Here is a 24,830-nt window from a genome sequence, read left to right on the forward strand (position 1 = left end):
GGCTAGAGCAAAACGGGTTGATCTTAATGTGGCAGGACTAGATTACCAGCTGCCACATTAGTCAAAACAGATCAGCAGCGATCACCTTATTCGCGTGATGCTTTTTTACGTTCGTGCTCTTTCAGGAAGCGCTTGCGCAGACGAATACTCTTAGGTGTAACTTCAACCAGTTCATCATCATCAATAAACTCAACCGCATATTCCAGATTCAACTGGATAGGTGGAACCAGGCGTACTGCTTCATCCGTACCGGAAGAACGTACGTTGGTCAACTGCTTGCCCTTGATCGGATTCACAACCAGGTCATTGTCACGGGAATGGATGCCGATGATCATGCCTTCATACACTGGGTCATTATGGCTGACGAACATACGGCCACGGTCTTGCAATTTCCAGATAGCGTAGGCAACTGCTGCGCCGTCATCTTGCGAGATCAACACGCCATTGCGACGGCCAGCAAGTTCACCCCTGGTGTTATCCACTGGTGCGTATTCATCAAACACATGGCTCATCAAGCCTGTACCACGTGTCAATGTCATGAATTCGCCCTGGAAGCCGATCAGGCCACGTGCAGGAATACGGTATTCCAGACGGACACGACCTTTGCCGTCCGGTTCCATGTTTTGCAGGTCACCACGACGACGACCCAATTCTTCCATGACACCACCCTGGTTGGCTTCTTCAACGTCAACAGTCAGGTTTTCATATGGCTCATGACGTACGTCATCTACCATTTTGAAGACCACGCGTGGACGGGATACTGCCAGCTCGAAACCTTCACGGCGCATGTTTTCGATCAGGATAGTCAGATGCAACTCACCACGACCAGAAACTTCATACGTGGAATCATCACCTTCAGCCTGCACAACGCGCAAGGCCATGTTGGATTTCAATTCACGTTCCAGACGGTCACGAATTTGACGTGTCGTCACGAATTTGCCTTCGCGGCCAGCCAATGGTGAGCTGTTAACCATGAAGTTCATGGTCAGTGTTGGTTCATCAATCTTCAGCATAGGCAAGCCATCAGGCGTGTCTGGTGCGCAGATAGTAGAGCCGATACCGATTTCTTCAATACCGTTGATCAGGACGATGTCACCAGCCAGTGCTTCGTCAACCAGTACGCGATCCAGGCCCTGGAAAGTCAATACCTGATTGATACGCGCTTTGGTTGGTTTGTCGCCAGGACCATTCATCCAGACTACGTCTTGCAATGCCTTGACACGACCACGCAGGATACGGCCAACACCGATTTTACCAACGTAGGAAGAGTATTCCAGGGACGTGATTTGCAATTGCAGAGGACCATCTGGATCATCTTCACGCGCAGGAACGTGTTTCAGGATAGCGTCAAACAAGGGTTCCATATTACCCTCGCGCACTGTGTCTTCCAGACCAGCATAACCTTTGAAACCGGATGCATAGATGATAGGAAAATCAAGCTGCTCATCGGTTGCGCCGAGTTTGTCGAACAATTCAAAAGTCGCATTGACGGCTTTTTGCGCGTCAGCATTTTCACGGTCAATCTTGTTGACGACAACGATAGGTTTCAAACCCAGAGCCAGCGCTTTACGCGTAACGAAACGCGTTTGCGGCATTGGGCCTTCTTGTGCATCAACCAGCAACAAAACGCTGTCTACCATGGACAAAACACGTTCTACTTCACCACCAAAGTCAGCATGGCCAGGAGTATCAACGATGTTGATATGTGTGCCCTTGTATTCAACAGCACAGTTCTTGGACAAAATAGTGATACCGCGCTCTTTTTCGATATCATTCGAATCCATAACACGGGCATCAACCTGCTGGTTGTCGCGGAAAGTACCGGACTGACGCAATAACTGGTCAACCAGGGTGGTTTTGCCGTGATCGACGTGAGCGATAATGGCGATGTTACGGATAGCGCGTTTTGAAGTAGACATGATAGCGTTCTTATTGGGTAAATCTATTTGGTAAATCGGATAACCTGCGATTATAACATGCTGCAGCGCAAAAGTAGAAAAACTCCTATTATTTCAAGGAGTTGCTACCGCGCGATGACACAATTAATGTTCAGTGGCAATCAGGCGCTCGGGCGCGAGTATGCCGTATTCCTGTAACTGTGCTGAACCAAGCAACTGCCCGTCCGATTCACGATAGACGCGAACGCGGCCAGTTTCAATGGGTAATGTGACTTCTTCTTTATTTAATGCCAGACGCTGCCCATGCAAGAAGCGACGTGACAGCTCATCTGTGAGGTAAACCGGATCAAAGCTGGACAATAAGGCATCAACCGGATCCAGCAATGCCAGACGTTCTGGCTCTGGCAAGCTTTCGAGATACTCCAGGCTAATGGATTTCTCCAATACCAGATGACCCACACCGATACGGCGCAATTCTTTCAAATGTGCGCCACAGCCCAATACCGCGCCTATGTCTTCGCCCAGCACACGTACATAGGTGCCCTTGCTGCATTTGACTTTCAGGCTCAGGAAAGGTGCTTCATAGGCCAGCAATTCCAGCTCATGAATGATGACGCTGCGTGCTTCGCGTTCCAGTGTGATGCCGGCACGCGCATATTCATACAGAGGCTTGCCATCACGCTTGAGTGCCGAATACATAGGTGGTACTTGCTGGATAGGGCCAGTGAATTGCTTTAAAGCATGCTGGATTTGTTCCAGGCTGACCGCTACCGGTTTTTCTTCCAGCACTTCGCCTTCAGTATCCCCGGTTGTAGTGGTAATACCCAGATGCACGACCGTAGTATAAGTCTTGTCAGCTTCCAGCAAATCCTGGGAAAACTTGGTGGCTTCGCCAAAGCACAAGGGCAACAAGCCAGTGGCGAATGGATCAAGCGTACCGGTATGCCCGGCTTTGGCTGCATTCAGAAAACGCTTGGCCTTGATCAGGGCATCATTACTGGAAAAGCCAACTGGTTTATCCAATAGCAATACACCGTGCACAGGCACGCGCTTTCTTTTTATCTGCGGAGTCGTCATGTTGTCAGCAGCCTGTTACCAGGCTGCGCACTCACTGTGTATCTATAGTCAGGAATTACTCTTCGCCGTCGTCTTTGGCGCGGGTGGCATTGGCTTCATCTATCAGTCTCGACATGGCGATACCACGGATGGTGGATGTGTCATGCACGAAATGTAGTTGCGGCAAGGTATGGATGTGCAGACGCAAACCCAGTTGATTGCGCAGGAAGCCAGATGCTTTAACCAAAGCTTCTATGGTATTTTTGACGGCGACAGGGTCATCCACCAAGGTGGTGAAGTACACTTTTGCATGGGCGTAATCAGGGGTTAACTGTACTTCAGTCAAGGTGATCATGCCGACACGCGGGTCTTTTAATTCAGACCAGATGATTTCTGCCAGGTCACGTTGAATCTGGTCTGCTACACGCAGGCCACGACCGGGGATATTTTTGCTATGTTTTGCCATAATTTTCTTACATCTCCATAAACCACAACCCCGGAACTAGTCCGGGGTTATCTTGAGTTACAGAGTACGTGCTATCTCTTGTACTTCAAATATTTCAAGCTGATCACCAACCTGAATCTCGTTGTAGCCTTTCAGTGAAAGACCGCATTCCAGACCGGCTTTGACTTCTTTGGCATCGTCTTTGTAACGCTTGAGCGAATCCAGCTCGCCTGTCCAGGTAACCACGTTGTTGCGCAGTAAACGGACAGAGGACGTACGCCTGACCACGCCATCGGTAACCAGACAGCCGGCAATCGCGCCAACTTTGCTGACCACGAAGACTTGACGAATCTCGACCATACCAATGATCTGTTCGCGCTTCTCTGGAGCCAACATGCCGGACAAAGCTGCTTTGACTTCATCTACTGCATCGTAAATGATGTTGTAGTAGCGGATGTCAACGCCGTTAGACTCTGCCAATTTACGGGCAGAAGCATCAGCACGGGTGTTAAAGCCGATGATGACCGCTTTGGAAGCGACAGCCAGGTTGACGTCGGATTCGGAAATACCACCAACTGCTGCATGCACGACTTGTACGCGCACTTCGCTGGTTGACAGCTTGACCAGGGATTGCACCAGCGCTTCTTGCGAACCTTGTACGTCGGTCTTGACGATGATAGGCAAGTTTTTGACTTCGCCTTCGCCCATGTTTTCGAACATGTTTTCGAGCTTGGCAGCTTGCTGCTTCGCCAGTTTGACGTCACGGAATTTACCTTGACGGAACAAGGCAATTTCACGCGCTTTGCGTTCATCAGCCATGACCATGACTTCTTCACCGGCGGATGGCACTTCTGTCAGACCTTGGATCTCTACCGGGATGGACGGGCCAGCCTCTGAGATATTCGCGCCATTTTCATCCAGCATTGCACGGACACGGCCATAAGCTGAACCAGCCAATACCACGTCACCACGTTTCAAAGTACCGGACTGCACCAGGATAGTGGCAACAGTACCACGACCTTTATCCAAACGCGCTTCGACGACCAGACCTTTGGCAGGTGCATCTTTCGGTGCTTTCAATTCCAGCACTTCAGCTTGCAACAAAACGTGTTCCAGCAGGGCATCTATACCCAGACCAGTTTTTGCAGATACCTGTACGAATGGTGAATCACCACCGTATTCTTCAGGCACAACGCTTTCAGCGATCAACTCTTGTGTCACGCGGTCTGCATTGGCACCTGGTTTATCAATTTTATTGATAGCAACCACCAGAGGCACGCCAGCTGCTTTCGCATGGGCAATCGCTTCTTTGGTTTGCGGCATGACGCCGTCATCCGCTGCCACGACCAGAATAACAATGTCCGTCGCCTTGGCACCACGGGCACGCATCGCGGTAAACGCTTCATGGCCTGGTGTATCAAGGAAGGTGATCATGCCACGTGGTGTTTCTACGTGATAAGCACCGATATGCTGCGTAATGCCACCGGCTTCACCAGACGCGACTTTGGCGCGACGGATGTAATCCAGCAAGGATGTTTTACCGTGATCAACGTGACCCATGACAGTGACCACAGGTGCGCGCGGGAAGGATTCATATTCGCCGTGCTCTGTGGTATCCGTCAGCATGGCTTCAGGATCATCCAGTTTTGCAGCAAAGGCTTTATGACCCATCTCTTCAACCAGGATCATTGCTGTTTCCTGATCAAGTACCTGGTTGATGGTGCACATCTGGCCCAATTTCATCAAATGCTTGATGACTTCGGATGCCTTGACTGCCATTTTATGCGCCAACTCAGCCACAGTCAGGGTTTCAGGTACAAACACATCTTTAACGATGGCTTCTACCGGCACCTGGAAATTGCTTTCGCGGTCATCATGATGACTATTGCGACGACCTTTAGGGCCACCCTTCCAGCCATCACGGCCACCAGAAGTATCACCACGTGTTTTCAGACCACCGCCACGTTTCTTGGCTGCGTCTTCTTGCCAGGTCGAGGACACATTGGCAGATTTGATTGCCTTCTTGTCGCCAACAGCTGGTTTTTTCTCGTCTTTTTTCTCTACTGCTGCACCAGGCTTTTTCTCAGCCACTTTTTTATCAGCAGGCTTGTGCAAAGTACCTTCGGCAACCTTAGGTGCTACGACAGGAGCAGGTTCTGGTGCTTTGGCCGGGCGACGTGCCGCGTTCATCATTTCTTTGATTTGCGCAACTTCGTCAGCCACCGCTTTTCTGGCTTTTTCAGTAGCAGCAGCACGCTCGGTTGCTTCTTTAGCGTCGGCTACGGATTTTTTCTTCGCATCTTCTGCTTCGATACGTTTTTTGTCTTCGTCAGCAGCGGCTTGAGCGGCTTGCACAGGCTTTACCTCTGCAGGCTTGGCATCTGCAGGCTTGGCGTTAGCACTGGCATTGAGCGCCTTGGCGGCAGCAGCAGCTTGCTCAGCCCTGGCTTTTTCAGCTTCTGCTTTGGCAGCTTCTGCCAACTCAGCGTCACGCATGGCTTGCGCCTGGGCTTCTTTTTCAGCTTCCAGCTTGGCCAGACGTTCTTGCTTCTCAAGCAATTCAGCTTCCTGGCGTGCGATCAGTTCTGCTTCGTGGCGCGCTTCTTCATCGAAGCGAGCCTGTTCTGCTGCATCCAGCACCGGTGCAGGAGTCTGCGCTTCATCTGCGGGAGCATCATCACGTTTAACGAAGGTACGTTTTTTACGAACTTCAACCTGAATGGTACGAGACTTCCCAGTCGCATCGGCTTGCTTGATCTCGGTCGTTTCCTTACGAGTCAAGGTTATTTTTTTCTTTTCAGTGTCCGCAGAAACGCCGTGGGAACGACGCAGATGCTCCAGGAGCTTATCTTTGTCTTCCTTTGTCAACGAATCTGACGTTGAGCTCTTACTGACGCCCGCTGCACGCAATTGCGTGAGCAGCAAATCTGCTGACATCGTTAGCTCGGTGGCAAATTGGGCTACATTGTTACTCGCCATTCAGTCCTCTTTTTCTATGTGCGCGTTATGAGATTGAAACCCGTGAATTACTTAGCTTCTACGAGTTTCCAGGCTTTGGCTAACAAAGCCTTGGCCTGATCATCATATTTAGCGTCGATGAGTTTCATCTCATCATCGGTCACATCTTCAAATGCATCTTTAATTAATTGACGGGTGCGGTCGACAGATAATGCCAAAATCGCGCCAAATTCGTCATAAGCCAATCCAGCGAAAGCCGCCAGGGTCTTGATACCAGCCAAACCCAGCTTACCTGCCGTCACGCGGGTCATACCTTCGAGATTGACTAATTCATCTTCCATACCTTCGAGGCCTTCTTCAGAAGCAATTGCTTCTGTCAACAAAGCATCACGAGCGCGGTTACGCAACTCATTGACGGTATCTTCATCAAAGGCTTCGATTTCCAGCATTTCGCTGATAGGTACGTAAGCGATTTCTTCCAGACTGGAGAAACCTTCGTCAACCAGGATGTCGGCGACTTCCTGGTCAACGTCGAGTTTTTCCATGAACAGGCTGCGGATGCCGGCAGTTTCTTGCTCGGCTTTATTCGCAGACTCTTCAGCAGTCATGATATTGATTTGCCAGCCTGTCAATTCAGCTGCCAGACGAACGTTTTGTCCACTGCGGCCGATAGCAATTGCCAGGTTTTCTTCATCAACTACCACGTCCATGCCGTGTTTTTCTTCATCCACCATGATGGATGAAACATTGGCTGGTGCCAGTGCGCCGATCACGAATTGCGCCGGGTCTTCAGACCACAGCACGATATCAACACGCTCACCACCCAGTTCGCCAGTTACAGCCTGCACGCGTGAACCACGCATACCGACGCAAGTGCCGATAGGGTCAATACGTTTATCAGCGGTAAACACAGCGATTTTTGCACGCACACCAGGGTCACGTGCAGCAGACTTGATGATCAGGGAACCTTGCTCGATTTCTGGCACTTCCAGCTCGAACAGTTTCATGATGAATTCTGGCGCTGTACGCGACAAGATGACTTGCGGGCCACGGGCATTGCGGTCTATGCGCAAAATGTAGGCACGAACACGGTCACCAACACGCAGATTTTCTTTAGGGATCATCTGGTCACGTGGCAAACGCGCTTCAATCTTGCCGGACTCAACCACGGCTTCGCCGCGTTCCATACGCTTGATGGTACCTGTTACCAGGGAATCACCACGCTCCAGGAAGTCAGCCAGGATTTGCTCACGTTCCGCATCACGGATACGTTGCAAAACGACTTGCTTGGTATCTTGTGCAAAACGGCGGCCAAAATCGACCGATTCAATTTCTTCTTCGATGTAATCATCGACCTGAATTTCAGGGTCGTCTTCCACTGCTTCAAAATGCAGGATTTCCTGATCTGGCAATTGCAGGCCTGCTTCATCCGGCACCACGTGCCAGCGACGGAAAGACCTGAATTCACCAGTATCACGGTCGATTTCTACGCGAATATCGACTTCACCGGGAAAACGTTTTTTTGTCGCTTGCGCCAAAGCATGTTCCAGCGATCCGAAAACAACCTCTTCATCGACGTTCTTTTCACGCGCCAGCACATCCACCAATAACAACAAATCACGACTCATGCTTTGCGACTCCTAAAATCCACTTGCGGCACGAGGCGTGCCTTATCCACATCGGCGAGCGTAAACTCCAGCATGGCCGACCCATCTTTTACTTCAAATTCCAGCTTCAGATTTTCACCTTCAGGTTCGTGCAAGACGCCTTCGAAAGTTTTGCGATTTGGCGTGCCCGGCATGGGCATACGCAATTTCACATTGGCTTTCTCACCAGCAAAACGCACATAGTCAGCGATTTTTTTGAGTGGTCTGTCGAGACCAGGAGAAGAAGTCTCAAGGCGGCTGTAGTTGACATTTTCAACCGTCAGCACATGCGATAACTGGTGACTGACTTTTTCGCAGTCTTCCACCGTGATATTGCCGCGCTCCAGATCCTCCGGCAAATAATCAATATAAACCCGGAACAAGCCACGCTCGGCCTGTTCAAAGTCCACCAGATCATATCCGGTACCGTTGACGGTCTTTTCTATCAAATCCAACAAAGCCAAACTTATTCTCCGAAAAACACACTGACAATTTGCAAACCGGGCAAAACCCGCTACAGGCCTGGCGATTCGGGCTATTGAGCGTTGCGCCGCAACTCTCTCAACACGATATCAATCGCAAAAACCAAAAAAAAATGGGCAACTGCCCATCTTTTTTTGTAGCGCCCCGATTTTAAATTCAAATAAAGGCAAAATCTGCTAACTACAAGATTATAAACGATAAATTACCTCGTCGCAATGGAAAACGAGGTAATTTCAACACGTCCCGCTACTGCAAAACGCTTGAAACGACCGAAAAACATTATGCGCCACGTGAGCGCCTGCGCGCCGCAATTCCCTGGCCTATGGCCTGACCACTACCACGGGATGTAGGGCCACGACGCTGTCCAGCATCCGGGAAACCCAATGCGGTTTGCAGTGGATCTGGCTGGCGGCTACGTTTTTTGCCGTTAGCGTTGTTGGCGTTGTTACCAGCGCCGTTACCTGGTCCGTTACCTGCGCCATTACGCGGATTACCTGCATTACCGCCAGTTTTGTTGCCGTATGCATTGTTGCCGTTAGCATTACCGCCACGACCCGCACCATATTCAGCACGCTCACTACGCCCACTGGACATAGGGAAACCGACTTGCTTCTGGCTAAATGGGCCAGTACCAAAACCTGGCGCCTTATTACCAAATGGCTTGCCACCCCTGGTTGGCGCAACAGGTTTATCGCCACCGGCTTTTTCCAGGCCGCTCAGCTTCAACAAGGCACGGACTGCATCTTCTTCCAGCTCTTCCCAACGACCACGTTTGAGATTGGCAGGCAAAGTCATGGCACCATAACGGGTACGTATCAAGCGTGAAACCGTCAAACCGACCGCTTCAAACATACGACGCACCTCACGGTTACGACCCTCACCAATGATGACGCGATACCACTTATTGACACCTTCGCCACCACCATCAGTGATTTTGGAGAATTGCGCCAAACCATCTTCCAGCTCAACGCCAGCCAACAGACGCTGACGCATACCCTCTTCCAACTCACCCAGGGTACGCACAGCGTATTCACGCTCGATACCATAACGTGGGTGCATCAGACGGTTTGCCAGATCACCAGATGTGGTGAACAGCAACAAACCTTCAGTGTTGTAATCGAGACGCCCTACTGCCAGCCACTTACCAACCTTCATGGTCGGCAGGCTTTCAAATACGGATGCACGGCCTTCTGGATCACTGTTACTGACAATTTCGCCAGCCGGTTTGTGATAAATCAGTACGCGTGGCGGCTTTTTACTGACTTTGCGCATAATGGGCTTGCCATTGATACGCACCTGGTCAGTCGGCAGAATTCTTTGCCCGATATGGGCTGGTTCACCATTCACAGAGACACGGCCAGCAACGATCAGTTCTTCCATGTCGCGGCGTGAACCCAGGCCGGCTTCAGCCAGTACTTTATGCAATTTAGGCGCATCATCATCTGCAGTCAGATCACGACGCACTGGCTTGCCACGGCCTTTGCCTTTGGCATCATCGGCACTACCCGAGTCAAACGCCTCGGAAGTAACGAAGGAAAACACGTCATCAGCATTATTGCCAGTACCTGGACGGCCACCGCGAGTTTGTTGCTGTGGACGCTTGGATTTATTGGCACCTGCCTGACCAGCATTTTGACGCGGGCCACGTTCATTGCGATCACCACGCTCAGTACGTTCGGTGCGCTCGCCACGATCTGGACGCTCTGCGCGGTCGGTACGCTCACCACGATCAGCGCGAACTGGGCGCTCAGTTTTTTCACCGCCCTCTGTTTTTTCGCCGCGCTCTGTCCGTTCTGTCCGCTCGACCCTTGGCGCACGTTCTGTGCGAGGTGGGCGTTCGCTGCGGGGTGCACGTTCGCTGCGCTCGGCTGCCTGCTCAGTACGTACGACTGGCTCGGCAACTACAGGAGCTTCAGACACAACAACTACCTGATCTTCGACAACATCTGCGGCCTTGGCTTTGGCACGACTGGCGCGAGGTGCTGCCCCAGGTTCTTTAGGGGTACGCGGCGCGCGCGGGGCGCGTGCTTTTTTAACTGGTGCTTCTGCAGCATCAACGGCTGATGCTGTCACTGCTACAGTTGCCATCGCTGCTTCTGTAGCCCCTGCTGATTGCTCTGCATTCTCTTGCTTAGGCTTGGATCGGCTTACACCAGTACGCGGGGCACGCGCAGCGCGCTTTGCCGGTTTTGCGTCATCACCACCAGCAGGGCCATTGTCATTTGCGCCCGCACCATCAGCTTGGTCAGCATTCACATCTTCAGGATTCATTGGATTCATTCTTCAGTTCTATTGGAGGCAACTGACTCGCTGCAGCGCCCGGTACACTATCCGGTGCCGCAGTATCGGCGACCTGATCACTCAATTGCGTGACAGGTTGAGAATCTCCCCCAACCTCACTTATTTCTTCACTTATTTCTTCAATTACTTCTTCGCTTATATCTTCGGTAATTTCTTTTACTATCTCTTCTGATGCGTCTACAATTTTTGCTGCGCTTGCGGCCTCAGCCAGCTCTTCAGCAGGAACATCTACTGCCCCACCATTTGCAGGCAACTCATTGTCTGTCGCAACATCAACAGTCACTGCATCTAACTCAGTGCTAACGCCAGCATCTTCTTTCAATTCTTGCTCAGGCGCAATTTTTGCATCCTGTGCGGTCTCGACCTGCGGTTGCTGCTGCGCATCTTGAACTTCTTGCGTATCTTGCACTTCTTGCGGCAATGACTCTAATTCAGCATCTGCAAGCACCTCAGCAGTATCCGCTGACTCTTGCGCAAGTTCCTCAACCGAGTCCGCCATTGCTGCCAAATCAGCATGCTCAACATCAGCGGCATCCACTCCAGGCAACTCAATATCCCTAGCTTGTTCAGAGACAGATTCACCATCAGCTACAAGCTCTGATCCCAAGGCATCTGCCTCAACAGCAGCAAACATGCCACCACCCAAAGCCGCCAATTCAGGAGCCAACTCTTCTTCGGCATCCCGCTTAACCTGCTGCAAAGGCGGCAATTGGTCCAGCGAAGACAAACCAAGGTCATCCAGAAATTGCTTCGTCGTAGCAAACAATGATGGCCGACCCGGCACATCCCTGTGGCCTATGGATTCTATCCAGCCACGGTCTTCCAGGGTCTTGATCATTTGCGACGCCACGGTCACGCCACGAATTTCTTCTATGTCACCGCGCGTCACCGGTTGGCGATAAGCAATAATCGCCAGGGTTTCCAGCGTCGCTCTAGAATACTTTGGTGGTTTTTCCGGGTTCAACCTATCTATATAGGCGCGCATTTCTGGCCTGCTCTGAAAGCGCCAGCCTGTCGACAAAGCTACCAGCTCTATGCCCTTGTCAGACCAGTCCTGGCGCAAACCTTCCAGCATCAGTTTGATGGTATCCGCGCCGACCACATCACCTTGATCATCCGCATCCTGGAACAGCTTTTTCATGGTATTGACTGTCAGCGGCTCAGGCGCGCATAACAAGGCTGTTTCGAGGACTCGCTTTGCCTCAGCTGTATTCATGCAATATTAAAGTACACGGGTTTATTTGTTTTTAGTTGATGTCATGCAGCAAGGCAACTGATACACCAGTTACCATCTTTGCCATTACTCACACCAGTATTGTATTAAATTTGTTGCCACCAACCTGGTAGCAACGCCCTTCATGCGGGCGGCTGGGACTGCATGGAGCGCGCAAAGAACTTAGCAGCGCACAATCCCTAAAATTAGTAGACACTGGATTGTAGTCCAGAAATTAGCAGACGATCAAAAAATATCGTCAATAACCAATAAAAAAGCCACGCTGTAACGTGGCCTTTCTCAATAATTCTGTCTGCAACGGGTGAATAACGCGCATTAGCTGCACACACCCCAAATCTGCACCAAACCCGGAAAGCCAACCACAAGCCCTCCAACAACATCCTGCATATGACTGCAAGGGCGCGAGATTACCATGCATTTGGGAAGTTTGCACGGGAAAATACGGCGCAAGCAAAAAGAATTAAAGCAAACAGGGAAATGGGGATCACACGACCACAAAACCCTTAAGAAGGAGCAAAGCTTCCTTGATACACCCACCCCATCTCACCAGCTTACGCAGAAAGAGCATCAACGCAGGGTCTTTTCAGACTCTTCGATCTCAGCCAACTCTGCTGCTCTTTTTGATCTTGCTTCCAACGCACAAGAACTGGCATTTAGCGTCGCCGAGGTGCCGTCACCTTGCCTCATATAAAAATCACAATTTGCCTCGGTGTACTTAAGCCACAAACGTTGCGTCTCTTGCAAACGTTTCTTCAGATCAGGGCTAAGAACAGCCATCAATCTCTTGTAGCTTGCATTCAATTGCTTGTCTACCCTGCCATATTCTGCCGAGATGCAATTCAACATATCGGAAGTAACTCCACCAGATTTATCGATACACGCATTGAACGTCGCATTCTTATTTGGCTCTGTCGCTCCATACGCGGGCACTACAGAAATGCTTAATAAAAATGAAAGTACCACTGCAATTTTCTTCATCATTTCACCTTGTAAATTTATAATTCATGAGATTACCTTACAATTTTCAGTTTGTTAAGTCTGCCGCGCATAACTCACCGTCAGCATTTCCCACTGATGGCCATCAGGCTCATTCCAGTAAATCATATTCCCGCCATAATCAGTGTTGATTTGCATATCCATGGGCCCACGCACAGAACTGCGATAAGGGATGCCGGCAGCCTTGATACGCCCCAGTATTTCATCAAACTGCCCCGGACTGACCCGGAAGCAAAAGTGATAGACAGGGAAATCTTCATCAGTCTGGATAAAATCCAGCGTCAAGCCCTCATTCACAAACACCGGCGCAAATGGCCCCAAAGCCGTTGGCGCCCAGGGCACACCCAGCAAATCGGCCAGCAGCTTTGCCGAAACCAGCTTGTCATGCGAAGGGACTATAGTGTGATCCAGCTCAATAGTCATGGCAGATCTCCTTGCTAAGTTAAATTCAGACTTTGCAAAAATAGTTTTCATTTTACTCATTTTTTACTGAATGTGCCCCGCAAGGGAAACTATCCTTTTTTCAATCTGGCAAAAATCGATGACAAAGCCTGTACTCACACCGCAAACTTGCAATAAGTACACAATCAGCTTAGAGTAAAGTATCGCGATCCAAACCACCTGACCAGGAATGGATGTATGAACCAGACTATGGCAGCATGCATGCAAACGCTCAAGAACCCTTTTGAGGGCACATCGGCTGCCATCGTCAACGGCAATGATGACGACAAAACTCAACTGGCAGAAACCCTGCGCAGAGGCCAGAACCAGTCGCTGGAAATGATCGCCAAAGGTGCGGCACTGACAGACATACTGTCCCAACTGATGCTATTGATAGAGTCGCAATCGCAAGGTGTGTATTGCTCTGTGTTACTGCTGGATGACGATGGCATACATATACGCAATGGCGCCGGCCCCAGCCTGCCGACAGAATACATGCAAGCCCTGGATGGTTTTGAAATAGGCCCCACCGTCGGCTCATGTGGCACAGCCATGTACCGCAAAGAAATGGTCGTCGTCAGCGACATCATGAGCGACCCCTTGTGGGAACCGTACAAAGCCTTCGTCGCCCCACATGGATTCAGGGCTTGCTGGTCTACTCCCATCTTCCTGGACAAGAACATGTTGCTCGGCACCTTTGCCATGTATTACCGCGAAGTGCGCAGCCCCGGGCCGGATGACTTGAAACTGATCGACGTTGCCACCCACCTGGCTGGCATCGCCATAGAACGCAACCGCAAAGAACGTGAACTTGCCAGACATCGCGACCACCTTGAAGAACTGGTCGCAGCACGCACGGCAGAACTGGTGGTCGCCAAAGACCGTGCAGAAATCATCAATCTGGAACTCAGCAAAACCAATGCCGAACTGGCCTGCACCCTGAATACCCTCAGCCTGACCCAGGCAGAACTGCTCAGGCGCGACAAGCTGGCCGCCTTGGGTTCTTTAGTGGCAGGCATTGCCCATGAACTCAATACCCCAATTGGAAATGGCCTGATAGTCGCCAGCACACTGGCAGAACGCACCAGCGACTTTTCCACCACCTATGCCCAGGGCCTGAAACGCAGCACCCTGGAAAAATACATGGCCGACGCCAGCGAAGCCAGCCTGATCCTGCAACGCAACCTGCAGCGTGCCGCCGACCTGGTCAGCAGTTTCAAACAAATCGCGGTTGACCACACCACCGCCGACAGGCAAGAGTTTTCAGTCGCAGAACTGATCACAGAAATCAGCCAGACATTCAGCACACCAATGAGGCAGCAATCCATACAACTGACGTGCAACATTGCCGACGACATGCAAATAAGCAGCCTGCCCGCCCTGCTAGGCCAGGCCATGCAAAGCCTGCTCAGCAACTGCCTGACACATGCCTTTGAAGGCAGGGACAAAGGCAGCATCCATATCACCGCCCACTGCAAGGCAGACAGCAGCGCAGAAATCAGCATCACAGACAACGGCACAGGCATACCACCCCACAACCTGCAACGCATCTTCGACCCTTTTTTCACCAGCAAACTAGGCGCAGGCAGCTCCGGCCTGGGCCTGTACATCGTACACAACATCGTGTGCGGGGTGTTGAATGGGAAGATAGAGGTGGAAAGTGTAGTGGGTAACGGAACTACATTCAGGATTGTTTTGCCATCATGTATACAAAGTGAGGTTCTTGGCTAAGAATATAGACACAAAAAAATTTCTTAACGGATATTTTCGCCAAAGACATACAGTTTATTGTGAACTTCAACAATCACAACTCCATTGATATCCCCCCTTAATCTCGACATCACAGAGCGCGCCATCGTCAAATAGACAGGCACTTGGCTTGACATCGCCCATGCAGGCGATTCACCACCGCGCCAGCCACCTACCCTTGAGAGGGTATGAAACCCGCAGCTTAAAATTTGCTTTTAAAATATCAATTTATTAATTGATTAAATATAAATAATGGTGTATTTTGCATCATAACTTGCAAATCCCTGAGCCTTGTCGTTGAGTCCAGCCAAATATCGCATCGGTGGGATTCGCATCTCCGTATTAGTGGAACCTCCCATCCCCAGGTTTCAGCAATTGCTTCAAGAAAATTGAAATTAAACGTAGGCGCTCCTTATTTGACGCACGATTGAACTTGAGAAGCCATGTCCAATACTAGCTTACCCGACGTTATCCAAAGCGCGCCCAGCGCTGTCCCCCGACATCAACGCCGGGGGACAGCGCACCACAATGCTTGACTCTTTCCTGAATTATCAAAAAACGGCAGTTTGATCGTTGATGGAGGCCATACCGCACCGTCTCGGGTCAGATTGGATATGCAGTCCATGGACGCTTTTATTCGCTTTTTTTTACGCTTTTTTACGCTTTTTTTAATTAACGGTGCTAAGTCTTTTGTTGGATATACGGCATATGCGCAAATAGTTATGCAAGAGCTAGCCTTCCGTCAGAAGTGCCAATAAATTTCTTCATCCAAAGAATGGAATGTTTATGAAAAAAATCATCCTGCAGCGCCGTTTCTTAATAAGTTCAATAAGCTCGGCTGCTGTCATAGCAATTGCTGCCATCGCCATCATCACTGCACTTCCCTCAAGCGCTCTGGCACAACAGAACCCGGCTCCAAGTACCGTAAACTGCAACGCCAGTTCCACGTGGGTCAGCAATCCATCCTTGCCGGGCGACGTGCAGAATACCGATAATTGCAGTTTTCAGCAGTATATGTGGCAGGCCATGCTGTATTTGGTGCAGCCAGTGGCAACGGGCAGCAAGGTTCTGCAATTTGAAACCTTTATGCCCAGTTATGGCATTTTTGTTGATCCGGGCAAGACCCCAACCCCATGGGGAAAAGTACCCAAACCGACGTATTGCAAAGGGCCATCCACCTTAAAGCAGAATTTAAAACAGAACTATGTTTTTTCCAACCTGACCTTGCAGGCGGGAGTTGGACAACCATTGATCGACAAATCGCTGAACCGGGTATTTTATGGCGTAGCGGTCAATAAACCGAGCTATGACTTCATCACCGGTTGCGGCCTGTACCAGGCGCAGTGTAGTTTAAGCCTTGCGCCAGATCTGGTCGATCCGGTTGGCTACAAGGTGGTGGACATTCCAGCTTTGTACCCGAATTTGGAGTTTCCGACAGGCGCAATGCAATTGAAAACCGCATGGAAGATTTTGACGGCCGACGAACTGGCAGGCAAGACCTTTTATAGCACGAAGGGCTCGGTTCAGGCACCCGACAAAAACTGCATGGAGAATGTGGACCTGGGGCTGGTGGGCATGCACATCGTGAGCAAGACGCCAACCCAGCCAGAGTTTATCTGGGGTACCTTTGAACACCGCAATAATGCGCCGTATTGCTCCACGACCGGTGCCAAACCCCCTCTGGGCGGAAACTGGACTTTTTACAATCCCAACTGCACTGGCGGCAACTGCACCCCCAATCATTATGCCGAAGGCAAAGCCACCCAGGTGTGCACCATGCACCCCTGGGGCGACCCGACCATTGGTACCATGCCCAACAATTTGAATTGTAGCTCCACCCCGCCGCCTGGCTATATCTGTGACCCGGATACCCAAAAGTTTGTCATACAGCCCAGCACCGCTAATTTGCAGGCATTGGATTTATCTGTGCAAAAAATGCTGGCCGCATTGCCTGCGGGTGACGCCAATAAATTGTGGGCCAATTATTCACTGGTCGGCAATGTATGGACAGCCAAGGGGACTTTACCGCCCTCGATGCAGGTACAGGTCGGGTCCTTGTCGGGCGCAAACAATAGCATGGAAACCTATGTGCAAAATGGCGTCTCCAATATTCAAAATCCCTACAATTGCTTCAGTTGCCATAATCAGGATGGCAAGAGTCGAGGCCAGTCACTGAGTGAGGCGATAAAAGTTCAGTTGCCGCCAGCCGGGCTTTCCCACATTTTCAATTTACTGAATCTGAAAACCAAGGGTTGCAGCACAGGCGTGCTGCCAAGCAACGCAATGTGCGCCGCCAACGGTGGCCCTAAAAAATAAAAACCGTTTTCAAAAAAGAGGAATTGACATGAGCTATTTGACCTATCCAAGATTGCACTTTAGCGGTGGCTTTCTGGCTGATCCAAGCACGGTAAACAATACACCGGACAACTATACCGATGCGAATAATGAGATCACAAAGTTGCAGCTTTACTGGAACCCGAATGGCACCGGTATTTTTGATTTTCAAAGCTGCCTGGTCACCAAGGTAGTCTATGGCCCCGGCGATGAAACCACCGACCCCGCTGTTGATCCTGTGATTGGCCAACCAGTCATTGCCGCGTATGCGATGGCAGCACCTAAACTGGTTGACCTCGACCCGGATCAGCAAAATACCAGCGAAATATGGGGGCTGAGCCTGCAAGTGGCGGGCGTTAGCGCCAACCCGGCATCGATCAGTGATTTTGTCCGCGGTGATTATGTCGCTGGTTCGTATAACGCAGTCTGGGCGCAGGCAATCAACGGCCCACGTAGCTCGGGCAGTGGTTGCGGGGTATATCAATCAAGCCTGACCAATTTGAGTTGGACGACTGCGGCAAAACCGCAGTCAAAATTTCTCAGTTTGCTCCAGCAACAATCGCCGAAACAATTGAGCGTCAATTTTGTGGTGAATGCGCATAATAATGCGCCAGTGATCTATCTGTTCAATGCTGCCACCCTGCTGGCATTGGTGAAAAATGACGTGCCCGTCAATATCGCCGCCAAATTACTACCCATGACCAAATATTACATGAACCTCGATAGTAAGGGTGTGCCGGCCAACCTGGGCCAGGTTCCGACTGAATCGTATGTGAATAATCGTCTCACTATTTTGCTGGGGCAAGCCGACGCCGATACCTATCGCGCCACTATCCTGAAGATTACATTGGCACCGCCACCGTCGCCAGTGCCACCGCCTAACATCAACACTCTGTTCCCAACCGGTTTGTTAACTGGCACGATAGGGCCGCTCGCTACGGCGACTCCCGTTTTTTACACGCCATCACGCATGATGGCGCCGCTTACGGTGCCGAATAGCAATGTCCAATGCAATTTTGCCCCGTTCTGCACGCAAGAGGTCAACAAAAGCGATGGCAGCAAGGAGGTATTGATCACCGTTAATCTGGGCAATTCGCTCGTCACCGACAAGCCCGGTTATAACGATCCAGCGCAGGGTTTCGGGGTTGCATTGTATGCGTTAGGCGAACTGTTTTTGGTCTATTTTGATCAACACCAAGGAACAGGCATTAGCTTGAGCAACGCTGTTCCCATCGCGGCCTTACCTAATGACCCGGCTCAGATGGCAGAACTGATGACAGTCAGCGGTGGCATACTGACGGTGAATGTTGATCCAGCTTTGTTGCCACCTGGCCTGACTGTGCAACAGGCGGAACAGAAAGTGCTGACTATGCCCCTGGGTCTGATTGGCAAAAAATCCTTAGGGCCAAGCATCTGGCTGGCAGAAAATATCAATGGCTATAATTTGCGTGCCGATCAGTTTGTTTTCAGGATGAACCCCGGCACTACATCAGGGCCCAACAGTGCAACGGCGCTGGTTCGCTTATATGCCACCAAGTTTGGTCAACCTGCGGCCAATATCGGCCTCCAGGCAACCCTGATGTCGCCGGAAGATTCCGTGGCCTACACCAGCAATACCATGGGTACTGGCGGTACCTCTGGATTGAAGAACATCGCGGTACCGCAAAATGCCTTGTCCTTCAACACGGCGCCTTTGATGACCAATGCGCAAGGCATGGCCGAATTGAAAATCGTAGGCACTGACCCTGGTTTCCCGCGCGCCAGTCAAAACGTCGATGGGCAAATTTACTTTGTGCGCTACAATTTTGCCGATCAGGCTATCGCAAAAAACTACACCCAGCACCTCGACGATTTGATTAGTATCCTGCTGTTTAGCCAGCAGACCTTCCCCGAAAACCCGACCTGGGATAATTGCATTCAATTCATACTGCCGCAGTACGCCAAGCTGTATCCCATCATGGGCCGTTTCAAGCTGGACGACTATGCGACTGTGGTTCAATATGCCGAGCCTATCCGCACCGTGCTTGCAAAACCCATGGATGATGCCTTGCATATGCCGGTCATCCGGGATTTATCGATTCAGCGCACGCAAATTATCCTGGACTGGTTCGCCAACCATACGCCCAAATAAGGCATGATCCATTGCGTCTATTCGCTCGCATGATTTTGCAAAGATTATTGATATTTGCTCGCATGATTTTGCAAAGATTATTGATATTTGCTCAGACTCGACGTGCGTGCGATTACGTTATTCTAATCGCACGCACGTGGACTAACCTTAAAAGGTAAATAAATATGGCAGAATTCATAAAGCTAGTCGAAATTCTAAGATGGCCATTAGTTATACTGGTTGTGTATTTTTACTCTAGAGAGTCGATATTTAATTTCATATCCAGATTCGGTCACGTAGAAATCAATTCAAGTGTCGCTAAGATCATACTCAAGAAGCTCGAAGTCGAACAGAATCTCTCTAGCACTCAGATAAAAAAACTACGTGGATTGACTGGTCATGACCTTTGGGCTCTCAATGCTTTTATTAATCCTCAAGATGACTCTTACAAATACGTGAATAGATTTAATCCAACCAGGAAAGCAATAGTGTTTTCGTTCTTGGAAATGGGGCTACTTGAAATCTCTGGCGAAAAAGAAGATCGAATAGTGAGGCCGACTAAATTGGCATCTGAGGTTATTGATGCTGCAAACAAATTGTTATGACATAGCCCCGCGTATTCGCACATATGATCTTGCAATGATTATTGATCAATGGTGGATACATCTTCCGTCACATCGGCATTTGACTTGGTGTCGGAGTTGTTAAAGGTGGGATTTGTGGCGGAGATTACTTACGGTGACTAAATATTTCCACAAGCCCGCGTAGGTGTAAGCTTCACGTATTCGCACGCATGACAGTCACAGCCAACTAGCATTGAGGAAAATGTCTCTATGACGATTCCTCATGTATTCAAAATACATCCACTGGGCTTATGCCAAACTCTTCTTGAAGTAAACGACTCTCTCAGTCTCAGCAAAACCAAGCGCTGAGTGCATGTCGTGGCTGGCGGTATTTTCCAGCAGAGCGTCAGATGCAAATTCGCTGCAACCCTTATTTTTTGCCCAGCGTTCTGCTTCAGTAACCAGGGCGCGGGCGATTCCTTTTTTTCTTGCTTGTGGCACGACAAACAAGCCCTCAAGAAAAGCAACAGGACTTGTGTCGGTTCCATTGACATAATCACTCCTGAGTGACACTTCGACCATACCCAGCGCCTCACCTGTCTCGCCAAACTCAATAAACTGCGCATAGCGCTCTGGTGATTCCAGCAATTCAGCCATTTCAGCAAGATGCTCGTCTTTTGTACCGTCTGGCCACAATTGCTGCCTCAACGCCAACCAGGCTGCTTGATGCAAGTAACTACAAGGAATTGGCATAATGATTTAACACCTGTCAAAATTCATGTCTATTTTTGAAAACTACTGCATGACAAATAGCAATCTACGCAGGCATTTCCAGCGGCAAGAATGATTGTCTCACTGTGCAAAGCAAAAAGTCCTTGATCATTTCTGATCAAGGACTTGAATACTTGGTTGCGGGGGCAGGATTTGAACCTACGACCTTCGGGTTATGAGCCCGACGAGCTGCCAGACTGCTCCACCCCGCGTCTGAAGAATGAAACTATACATGATTTTGCTGCTCCGCGCAATTCTTTTCTAGGATCAGGACTTTTGCCGCACTTTTGCGGACAGGTGTTACACTTTGCAGATTCGCCAATTTTGACTCTTTTTTGCCCATGAAATTCTGTTCTGAATGCGCGTCCCCGGTGGTCTTGCAAATCCCTGTTGATGATACTCGCGAGCGTTTTGTTTGCCCGGCTTGCGGCACTATCCATTATCAAAACCCGAAGATGGTGGTGGGTTCTATTCCCGTCTGGGAAGAAGATGGTGTCACCAAGATATTATTGTGCAAGCGCGCAATAGAACCGCGCCTGGGCTTCTGGACCCTTCCTGCAGGTTTCATGGAAAACAATGAGACTACGGCGCAAGCGGCGCAGCGTGAGACTGAAGAAGAAGCTGGTGCCAATATCAAATTGCATGAGCTGTTTTCTATATTGAATGTACCGCATGTGCATCAGGTGCATTTGTTTTACCGCGCTACTTTGCTGGATCTGGATTACGTCGCGGGAGTCGAGAGCCTGGAAGTGGCGTTATTCTCTGAAGAGCAAATCCCCTGGGATGACATCGCCTTTCCTACCATTGGACATACGCTGAAGTTTTTCTTTGAAGATCTGGCGAAGGTCAAGGATGGTGGGCGCTTCCAGATGCATGAGCATGATATTTTCAGACCCATGCGGGATGGATGAAATGAAATTGGCTGGACTGACATCAAAAAAATGGGCGAGGTTTTAATCACCCATTTTTTTCGTCGTTATTTCCGTTATTATTTTCGTTATTACCAACTGGTTTCGCGTTCGGCAGTCGATGAGATTTTGTGTATAGCCAAATCTGCACCTTCAAATTCTTCTTCAGGATCAAGGCGTATGCCTATGAGTTTTTTCAGGCTGGCGTAGATGATATAGCCGCCGACAAAGGCAATTGCAACGCCCATGCTGGTGCCCAGTAATTGCGACATGAAGCTGACCCCACCAAGGCCACCCAGAGACTTTAATCCAAAGATACCGGCTGCTATGCCACCCCAGGCACCGCACAGCCCATGCAGGGGCCATACGCCCAGTACATCATCGACCTTCCATTTGTTTTGTGTCCAGGTGAACATCCAGACAAAGATGGCACCGGCTATCCCACCTGTGACCAGTGCGCCCAGCGGATGCATGAGGTCAGAACCGGCACAAACAGCAACCAGGCCAGCTAACGGGCCGTTGTAGACGAAGCCTGGGTCATTCTTGCCAAGGATGAAGGCGACCAGCGTGCCGCCTACCATGGCCATCAGTGAGTTCATAGCGACCAGGCCATTCATTTTGTCCATTGTTTGTGCGCTCATGACATTGAAGCCAAACCATCCCACTGTCAGTATCCAGGCACCCAGCGCGAGGAAAGGGATGCTGGATGGTGGGTGGGCTGCAATCGCGCCATTCTTCATATAGCGGCCACGACGTGCGCCCAGCAGCAATACGGCGGGCAAGGCCACCCAGCCGCCAAAGGCATGTACGACGACGGAACCGGCAAAGTCATGGAATTCTTCAGAGAACATTACTTTGAGCCATGCCTGTATACCAAAACGCTGGTTCCAGGCTATGCCTTCAAAGAAGGGATACAACACCCCCACCAGCAAGGCTGTAGCGATCAGTTGCGGGTGAAATTTTGCCCGCTCGGCAATCCCGCCTGAGATAATGGCGGGAATGGCAGCGGCAAAGGTCAGCAAGAAAAAGAACTTGACCATTTCAAAGCCGTTTTTGGCGACCAGCACCTCGGCACCGGAGTAAAACTGTACGCCGTAAGCGATGGTATAACCGACAAAGAAGTAGGCAATGGTGGATACGGCAAAATCAACCAGTATCTTGACGAGAGCATTGACCTGGTTTTTCTTGCGCACGGTGCCTAATTCTAAAAATGCAAAGCCCGCATGCATTGCTAGTATCATGATTGCGCCAAGCAAGATAAACAAAGCGTCCGCGCTGCTATTTTGTGCATTCATGCAAAATGTCTCCCAATATAAGTGCAAATTTGTATCAAAGGTGCACTGATAAAGCAAAATACATTCCAATTTGGTGCAATTTATAAGTGATTGATTTAATGCGAATTTTTAAACCAGGTTATTTAATGAATAAGTTTGATGCACTGAAAAATGGCACTTTTTTGGTGCAAGCAATATTGGGGGCTGTGTGATCCCCTGGCTGGAAACGGATAGCCCCTTCCCCCACCCCAGCACCGCACTGACAGAAAAAGATGGTGCTGCAGGCTTGCTGGCAGCAGGTGCGGACTTGTCGGCAGAGCGGTTGTTATATGCATACAAGAATGGCATCTTCCCGTGGTTTTCTGATGGGCAGCCTATTTTGTGGTGGTCTACCGACCCGCGCATGGTCTTGCAGGTGCAAGACTTCAAATTATCACTCAGCCTGAAGAAGCGCCTGCGCCAGGTCAGCAAAGACTCGCGTTGGGAAGTGCGCTTTGATACTGCCTTCGAAGATGTCATGCGCGCCTGCGCCGCACCACGCAAAGAAGGCACTGGCACCTGGATTTCTGAAGATATCGTGGCTGGCTATAGTGACTTGCACGAGCTGGGATATGCCCATTCCATAGAGGTGTGGCTGGATGGTGAACTGGTGGGTGGAGCTTATGGCGTTTGCATAGGCCGCATGTTTTATGGTGAATCGATGTTTGCCAGGGTCACGGATGCATCCAAAATAGCCTTGGCACACCTGGTATTTTTCTTGCGTGAACATGGGGTGAAAATGTTAGACTGCCAGCAAGAGACGGCACATTTGGCATCTCTGGGCGCAAAAGCGATCAACAGAACCGAATTTTTACGCTGGGTGGAACATGCCAGTGCCTTGCCAGCGATTAGCAATTGGACCATAGCCAACAAGATCAGCCCGTGACCCAGCTTAACGAACTCCCCTTCGCCAGCATACAGTTTTATGCGACAGCGCCCTACCCTTGCAGTTATCTGGAAGGCTTGCAGGCGCGTTCGCAAGTGGCGACACCTGCACATCTGATTAATGCCGATGCGTACTCAGAGCTGGTGAAGAGTGGTTTTCGACGTAGCGGGATTTTCATTTACCGGCCGCATTGTGATAACTGCCAGGCCTGCACTCCAGTACGCGTGCGCGTCAATGAATTTGAAACCAACCGCAGCCAGCGCCGCGCCTGGAAGAAGCATGGCAACTTGCATGCACGTGTCAGCAGCCTGAGTTATGTGCACGAACACTACGAGTTGTATCAGCGCTACCAGGGTGAACGTCATTCTGGCGGCGGCATGGACAACGACAGCCGCGACCAGTATGCGCAATTCTTGCTGCAAAGCCGCGTGAATACGCGCCTGGTTGAATTCAGGGATGATAAAGATGTCTTGCGCATGGTCAGCATTATTGATGTGCTGACAGATGGCTTGTCGTCGGTGTATACCTTTTATGACCCGGATGATGCGACTGCATCCTACGGCACTTACAATGTCTTGTGGCAGATAGAGCAAACGCGCTTGTTAAAGCTGCCCTATGTCTATCTGGGTTACTGGATTGCTGCCAGCCCCAAGATGGCTTACAAGACCAATTTCCGCCCTCTTGATGCCTTGATGCAGGGGCGCTGGCAGACCTTGCGGGAGCTGTGAAGCTATCCCT

18 protein-coding genes and 1 tRNA gene are annotated in these 24,830 nt (G+C 50.3%); 6 read left to right on the forward strand and 13 right to left on the reverse strand.

From position 1 onward, the window contains the following. Nucleotides 1-86: 86 nt before the first annotated feature. The 10 genes from typA to ACO0LD_RS00425 form a co-directional block, all read right to left on the reverse strand. Nucleotides 87-1,919, reverse strand: a complete 1,833-nt coding sequence (gene typA, locus ACO0LD_RS00380; RefSeq protein ID WP_423002668.1) for a translational GTPase TypA — start codon at nt 1,917-1,919, stop codon at nt 87-89. A 123-nt stretch (nt 1,920-2,042) separates the two neighbouring features. Then, complete coding sequence (truB, locus tag ACO0LD_RS00385; RefSeq protein WP_423002670.1) at nt 2,043-2,975, reverse strand: tRNA pseudouridine(55) synthase TruB; 933 nt, start codon at nt 2,973-2,975, stop codon at nt 2,043-2,045. Between the two features lie 55 nt (nt 2,976-3,030). Next, nucleotides 3,031-3,420, reverse strand: coding sequence for a 30S ribosome-binding factor RbfA (rbfA, locus tag ACO0LD_RS00390; RefSeq protein WP_423002672.1), 390 nt, complete (start codon nt 3,418-3,420; stop codon nt 3,031-3,033). A 57-nt stretch (nt 3,421-3,477) separates the two neighbouring features. Further along, nucleotides 3,478-6,378: a translation initiation factor IF-2 gene (gene infB, locus ACO0LD_RS00395; RefSeq protein ID WP_423002674.1), complete on the reverse strand. Its 2,901-nt coding sequence runs from the start codon at nt 6,376-6,378 to the stop codon at nt 3,478-3,480. A gap of 47 nt (nt 6,379-6,425) precedes the next feature. After that, the gene (nusA, locus tag ACO0LD_RS00400) at nt 6,426-7,985 is read right to left on the reverse strand and encodes a transcription termination factor NusA (protein WP_423002676.1); all 1,560 of its coding nucleotides are present in this window, start codon (nt 7,983-7,985) and stop codon (nt 6,426-6,428) included. After that, nucleotides 7,982-8,467: a ribosome maturation factor RimP gene (gene rimP / locus ACO0LD_RS00405; RefSeq protein WP_422953239.1), complete on the reverse strand. Its 486-nt coding sequence runs from the start codon at nt 8,465-8,467 to the stop codon at nt 7,982-7,984. The genes nusA and rimP overlap by 4 nt, the downstream gene beginning before the upstream one ends. A gap of 298 nt (nt 8,468-8,765) precedes the next feature. Further along, on the reverse strand, nt 8,766-10,757 hold the full coding sequence (locus ACO0LD_RS00410; protein ID WP_423004034.1) for a pseudouridine synthase: 1,992 nt from the start codon (nt 10,755-10,757) through the stop codon (nt 8,766-8,768). Beyond that, entirely contained in the window at nt 10,747-12,003 is a 1,257-nt protein-coding gene (scpB, locus tag ACO0LD_RS00415; RefSeq protein WP_423002678.1) for an SMC-Scp complex subunit ScpB, read from the reverse strand. The genes ACO0LD_RS00410 and scpB overlap by 11 nt, the downstream gene beginning before the upstream one ends. 585 nt (nt 12,004-12,588) lie before the next feature. Further along, nucleotides 12,589-13,002 carry a lysozyme inhibitor LprI family protein gene (locus tag ACO0LD_RS00420; RefSeq protein WP_423002680.1) on the reverse strand — a complete coding sequence of 138 codons (414 nt, stop codon included), beginning with the start codon at nt 13,000-13,002 and terminating at the stop codon, nt 12,589-12,591. Nucleotides 13,003-13,053: 51 nt separating this feature from the next. Beyond that, nucleotides 13,054-13,440, reverse strand: coding sequence for a VOC family protein (locus ACO0LD_RS00425; RefSeq protein WP_423002682.1), 387 nt, complete (start codon nt 13,438-13,440; stop codon nt 13,054-13,056). Between the two features lie 216 nt (nt 13,441-13,656). Here ACO0LD_RS00425 and ACO0LD_RS00430 point away from each other — a divergent pair, with 216 nt between their 5' ends. The 3 genes from ACO0LD_RS00430 (at nt 13,657) to ACO0LD_RS00440 (ending at nt 19,672) form a co-directional block, all read left to right on the forward strand. After that, nucleotides 13,657-15,189 carry an ATP-binding protein gene (locus ACO0LD_RS00430; protein ID WP_423002684.1) on the forward strand — a complete coding sequence of 511 codons (1,533 nt, stop codon included), beginning with the start codon at nt 13,657-13,659 and terminating at the stop codon, nt 15,187-15,189. Between the two features lie 804 nt (nt 15,190-15,993). Next, the gene (locus tag ACO0LD_RS00435) at nt 15,994-17,523 is read left to right on the forward strand and encodes a hypothetical protein (RefSeq protein WP_423002686.1); all 1,530 of its coding nucleotides are present in this window, start codon (nt 15,994-15,996) and stop codon (nt 17,521-17,523) included. 28 nt (nt 17,524-17,551) lie between these two features. After that, on the forward strand, nt 17,552-19,672 hold the full coding sequence (locus ACO0LD_RS00440) for a hypothetical protein (protein WP_423002688.1): 2,121 nt from the start codon (nt 17,552-17,554) through the stop codon (nt 19,670-19,672). An 851-nt stretch (nt 19,673-20,523) separates the two neighbouring features. Here ACO0LD_RS00440 and aac(6') read toward each other — a convergent pair. Both aac(6') and ACO0LD_RS00450 read right to left on the reverse strand, forming a co-directional pair. Beyond that, nucleotides 20,524-20,967 carry an aminoglycoside 6'-N-acetyltransferase gene (gene aac(6') / locus ACO0LD_RS00445; RefSeq protein WP_423002690.1) on the reverse strand — a complete coding sequence of 148 codons (444 nt, stop codon included), beginning with the start codon at nt 20,965-20,967 and terminating at the stop codon, nt 20,524-20,526. A gap of 153 nt (nt 20,968-21,120) precedes the next feature. Next, nucleotides 21,121-21,197: transfer RNA gene (locus tag ACO0LD_RS00450), tRNA-Met, on the reverse strand. A gap of 129 nt (nt 21,198-21,326) precedes the next feature. On the opposite strand from ACO0LD_RS00450, the gene ACO0LD_RS00455 reads away from it, so the two are divergent. After that, a complete protein-coding gene (locus tag ACO0LD_RS00455) occupies nt 21,327-21,896 on the forward strand; it encodes an NUDIX hydrolase (protein WP_423002692.1) in 570 nt (189 codons plus the stop codon). An 89-nt stretch (nt 21,897-21,985) separates the two neighbouring features. Here ACO0LD_RS00455 and ACO0LD_RS00460 read toward each other — a convergent pair whose 3' ends face one another. Next, nucleotides 21,986-23,188 carry an ammonium transporter gene (locus tag ACO0LD_RS00460; RefSeq protein ID WP_423002694.1) on the reverse strand — a complete coding sequence of 401 codons (1,203 nt, stop codon included), beginning with the start codon at nt 23,186-23,188 and terminating at the stop codon, nt 21,986-21,988. A 187-nt stretch (nt 23,189-23,375) separates the two neighbouring features. On the opposite strand from ACO0LD_RS00460, the gene aat reads away from it, so the two are divergent. Then, complete coding sequence (gene aat / locus ACO0LD_RS00465; protein WP_423002696.1) at nt 23,376-24,092, forward strand: leucyl/phenylalanyl-tRNA--protein transferase; 717 nt, start codon at nt 23,376-23,378, stop codon at nt 24,090-24,092. Further along, nucleotides 24,089-24,820 carry an arginyltransferase gene (locus tag ACO0LD_RS00470; protein WP_423002698.1) on the forward strand — a complete coding sequence of 244 codons (732 nt, stop codon included), beginning with the start codon at nt 24,089-24,091 and terminating at the stop codon, nt 24,818-24,820. Before aat ends, ACO0LD_RS00470 begins: the two co-directional genes overlap by 4 nt. Nucleotides 24,821-24,830 lie beyond the last annotated feature (10 nt).

Origin of the sequence: Undibacterium sp. Ji83W, assembly GCF_049340385.1 — a bacterium.
Taxonomy (GTDB): domain Bacteria; phylum Pseudomonadota; class Gammaproteobacteria; order Burkholderiales; family Burkholderiaceae_D; genus Undibacterium.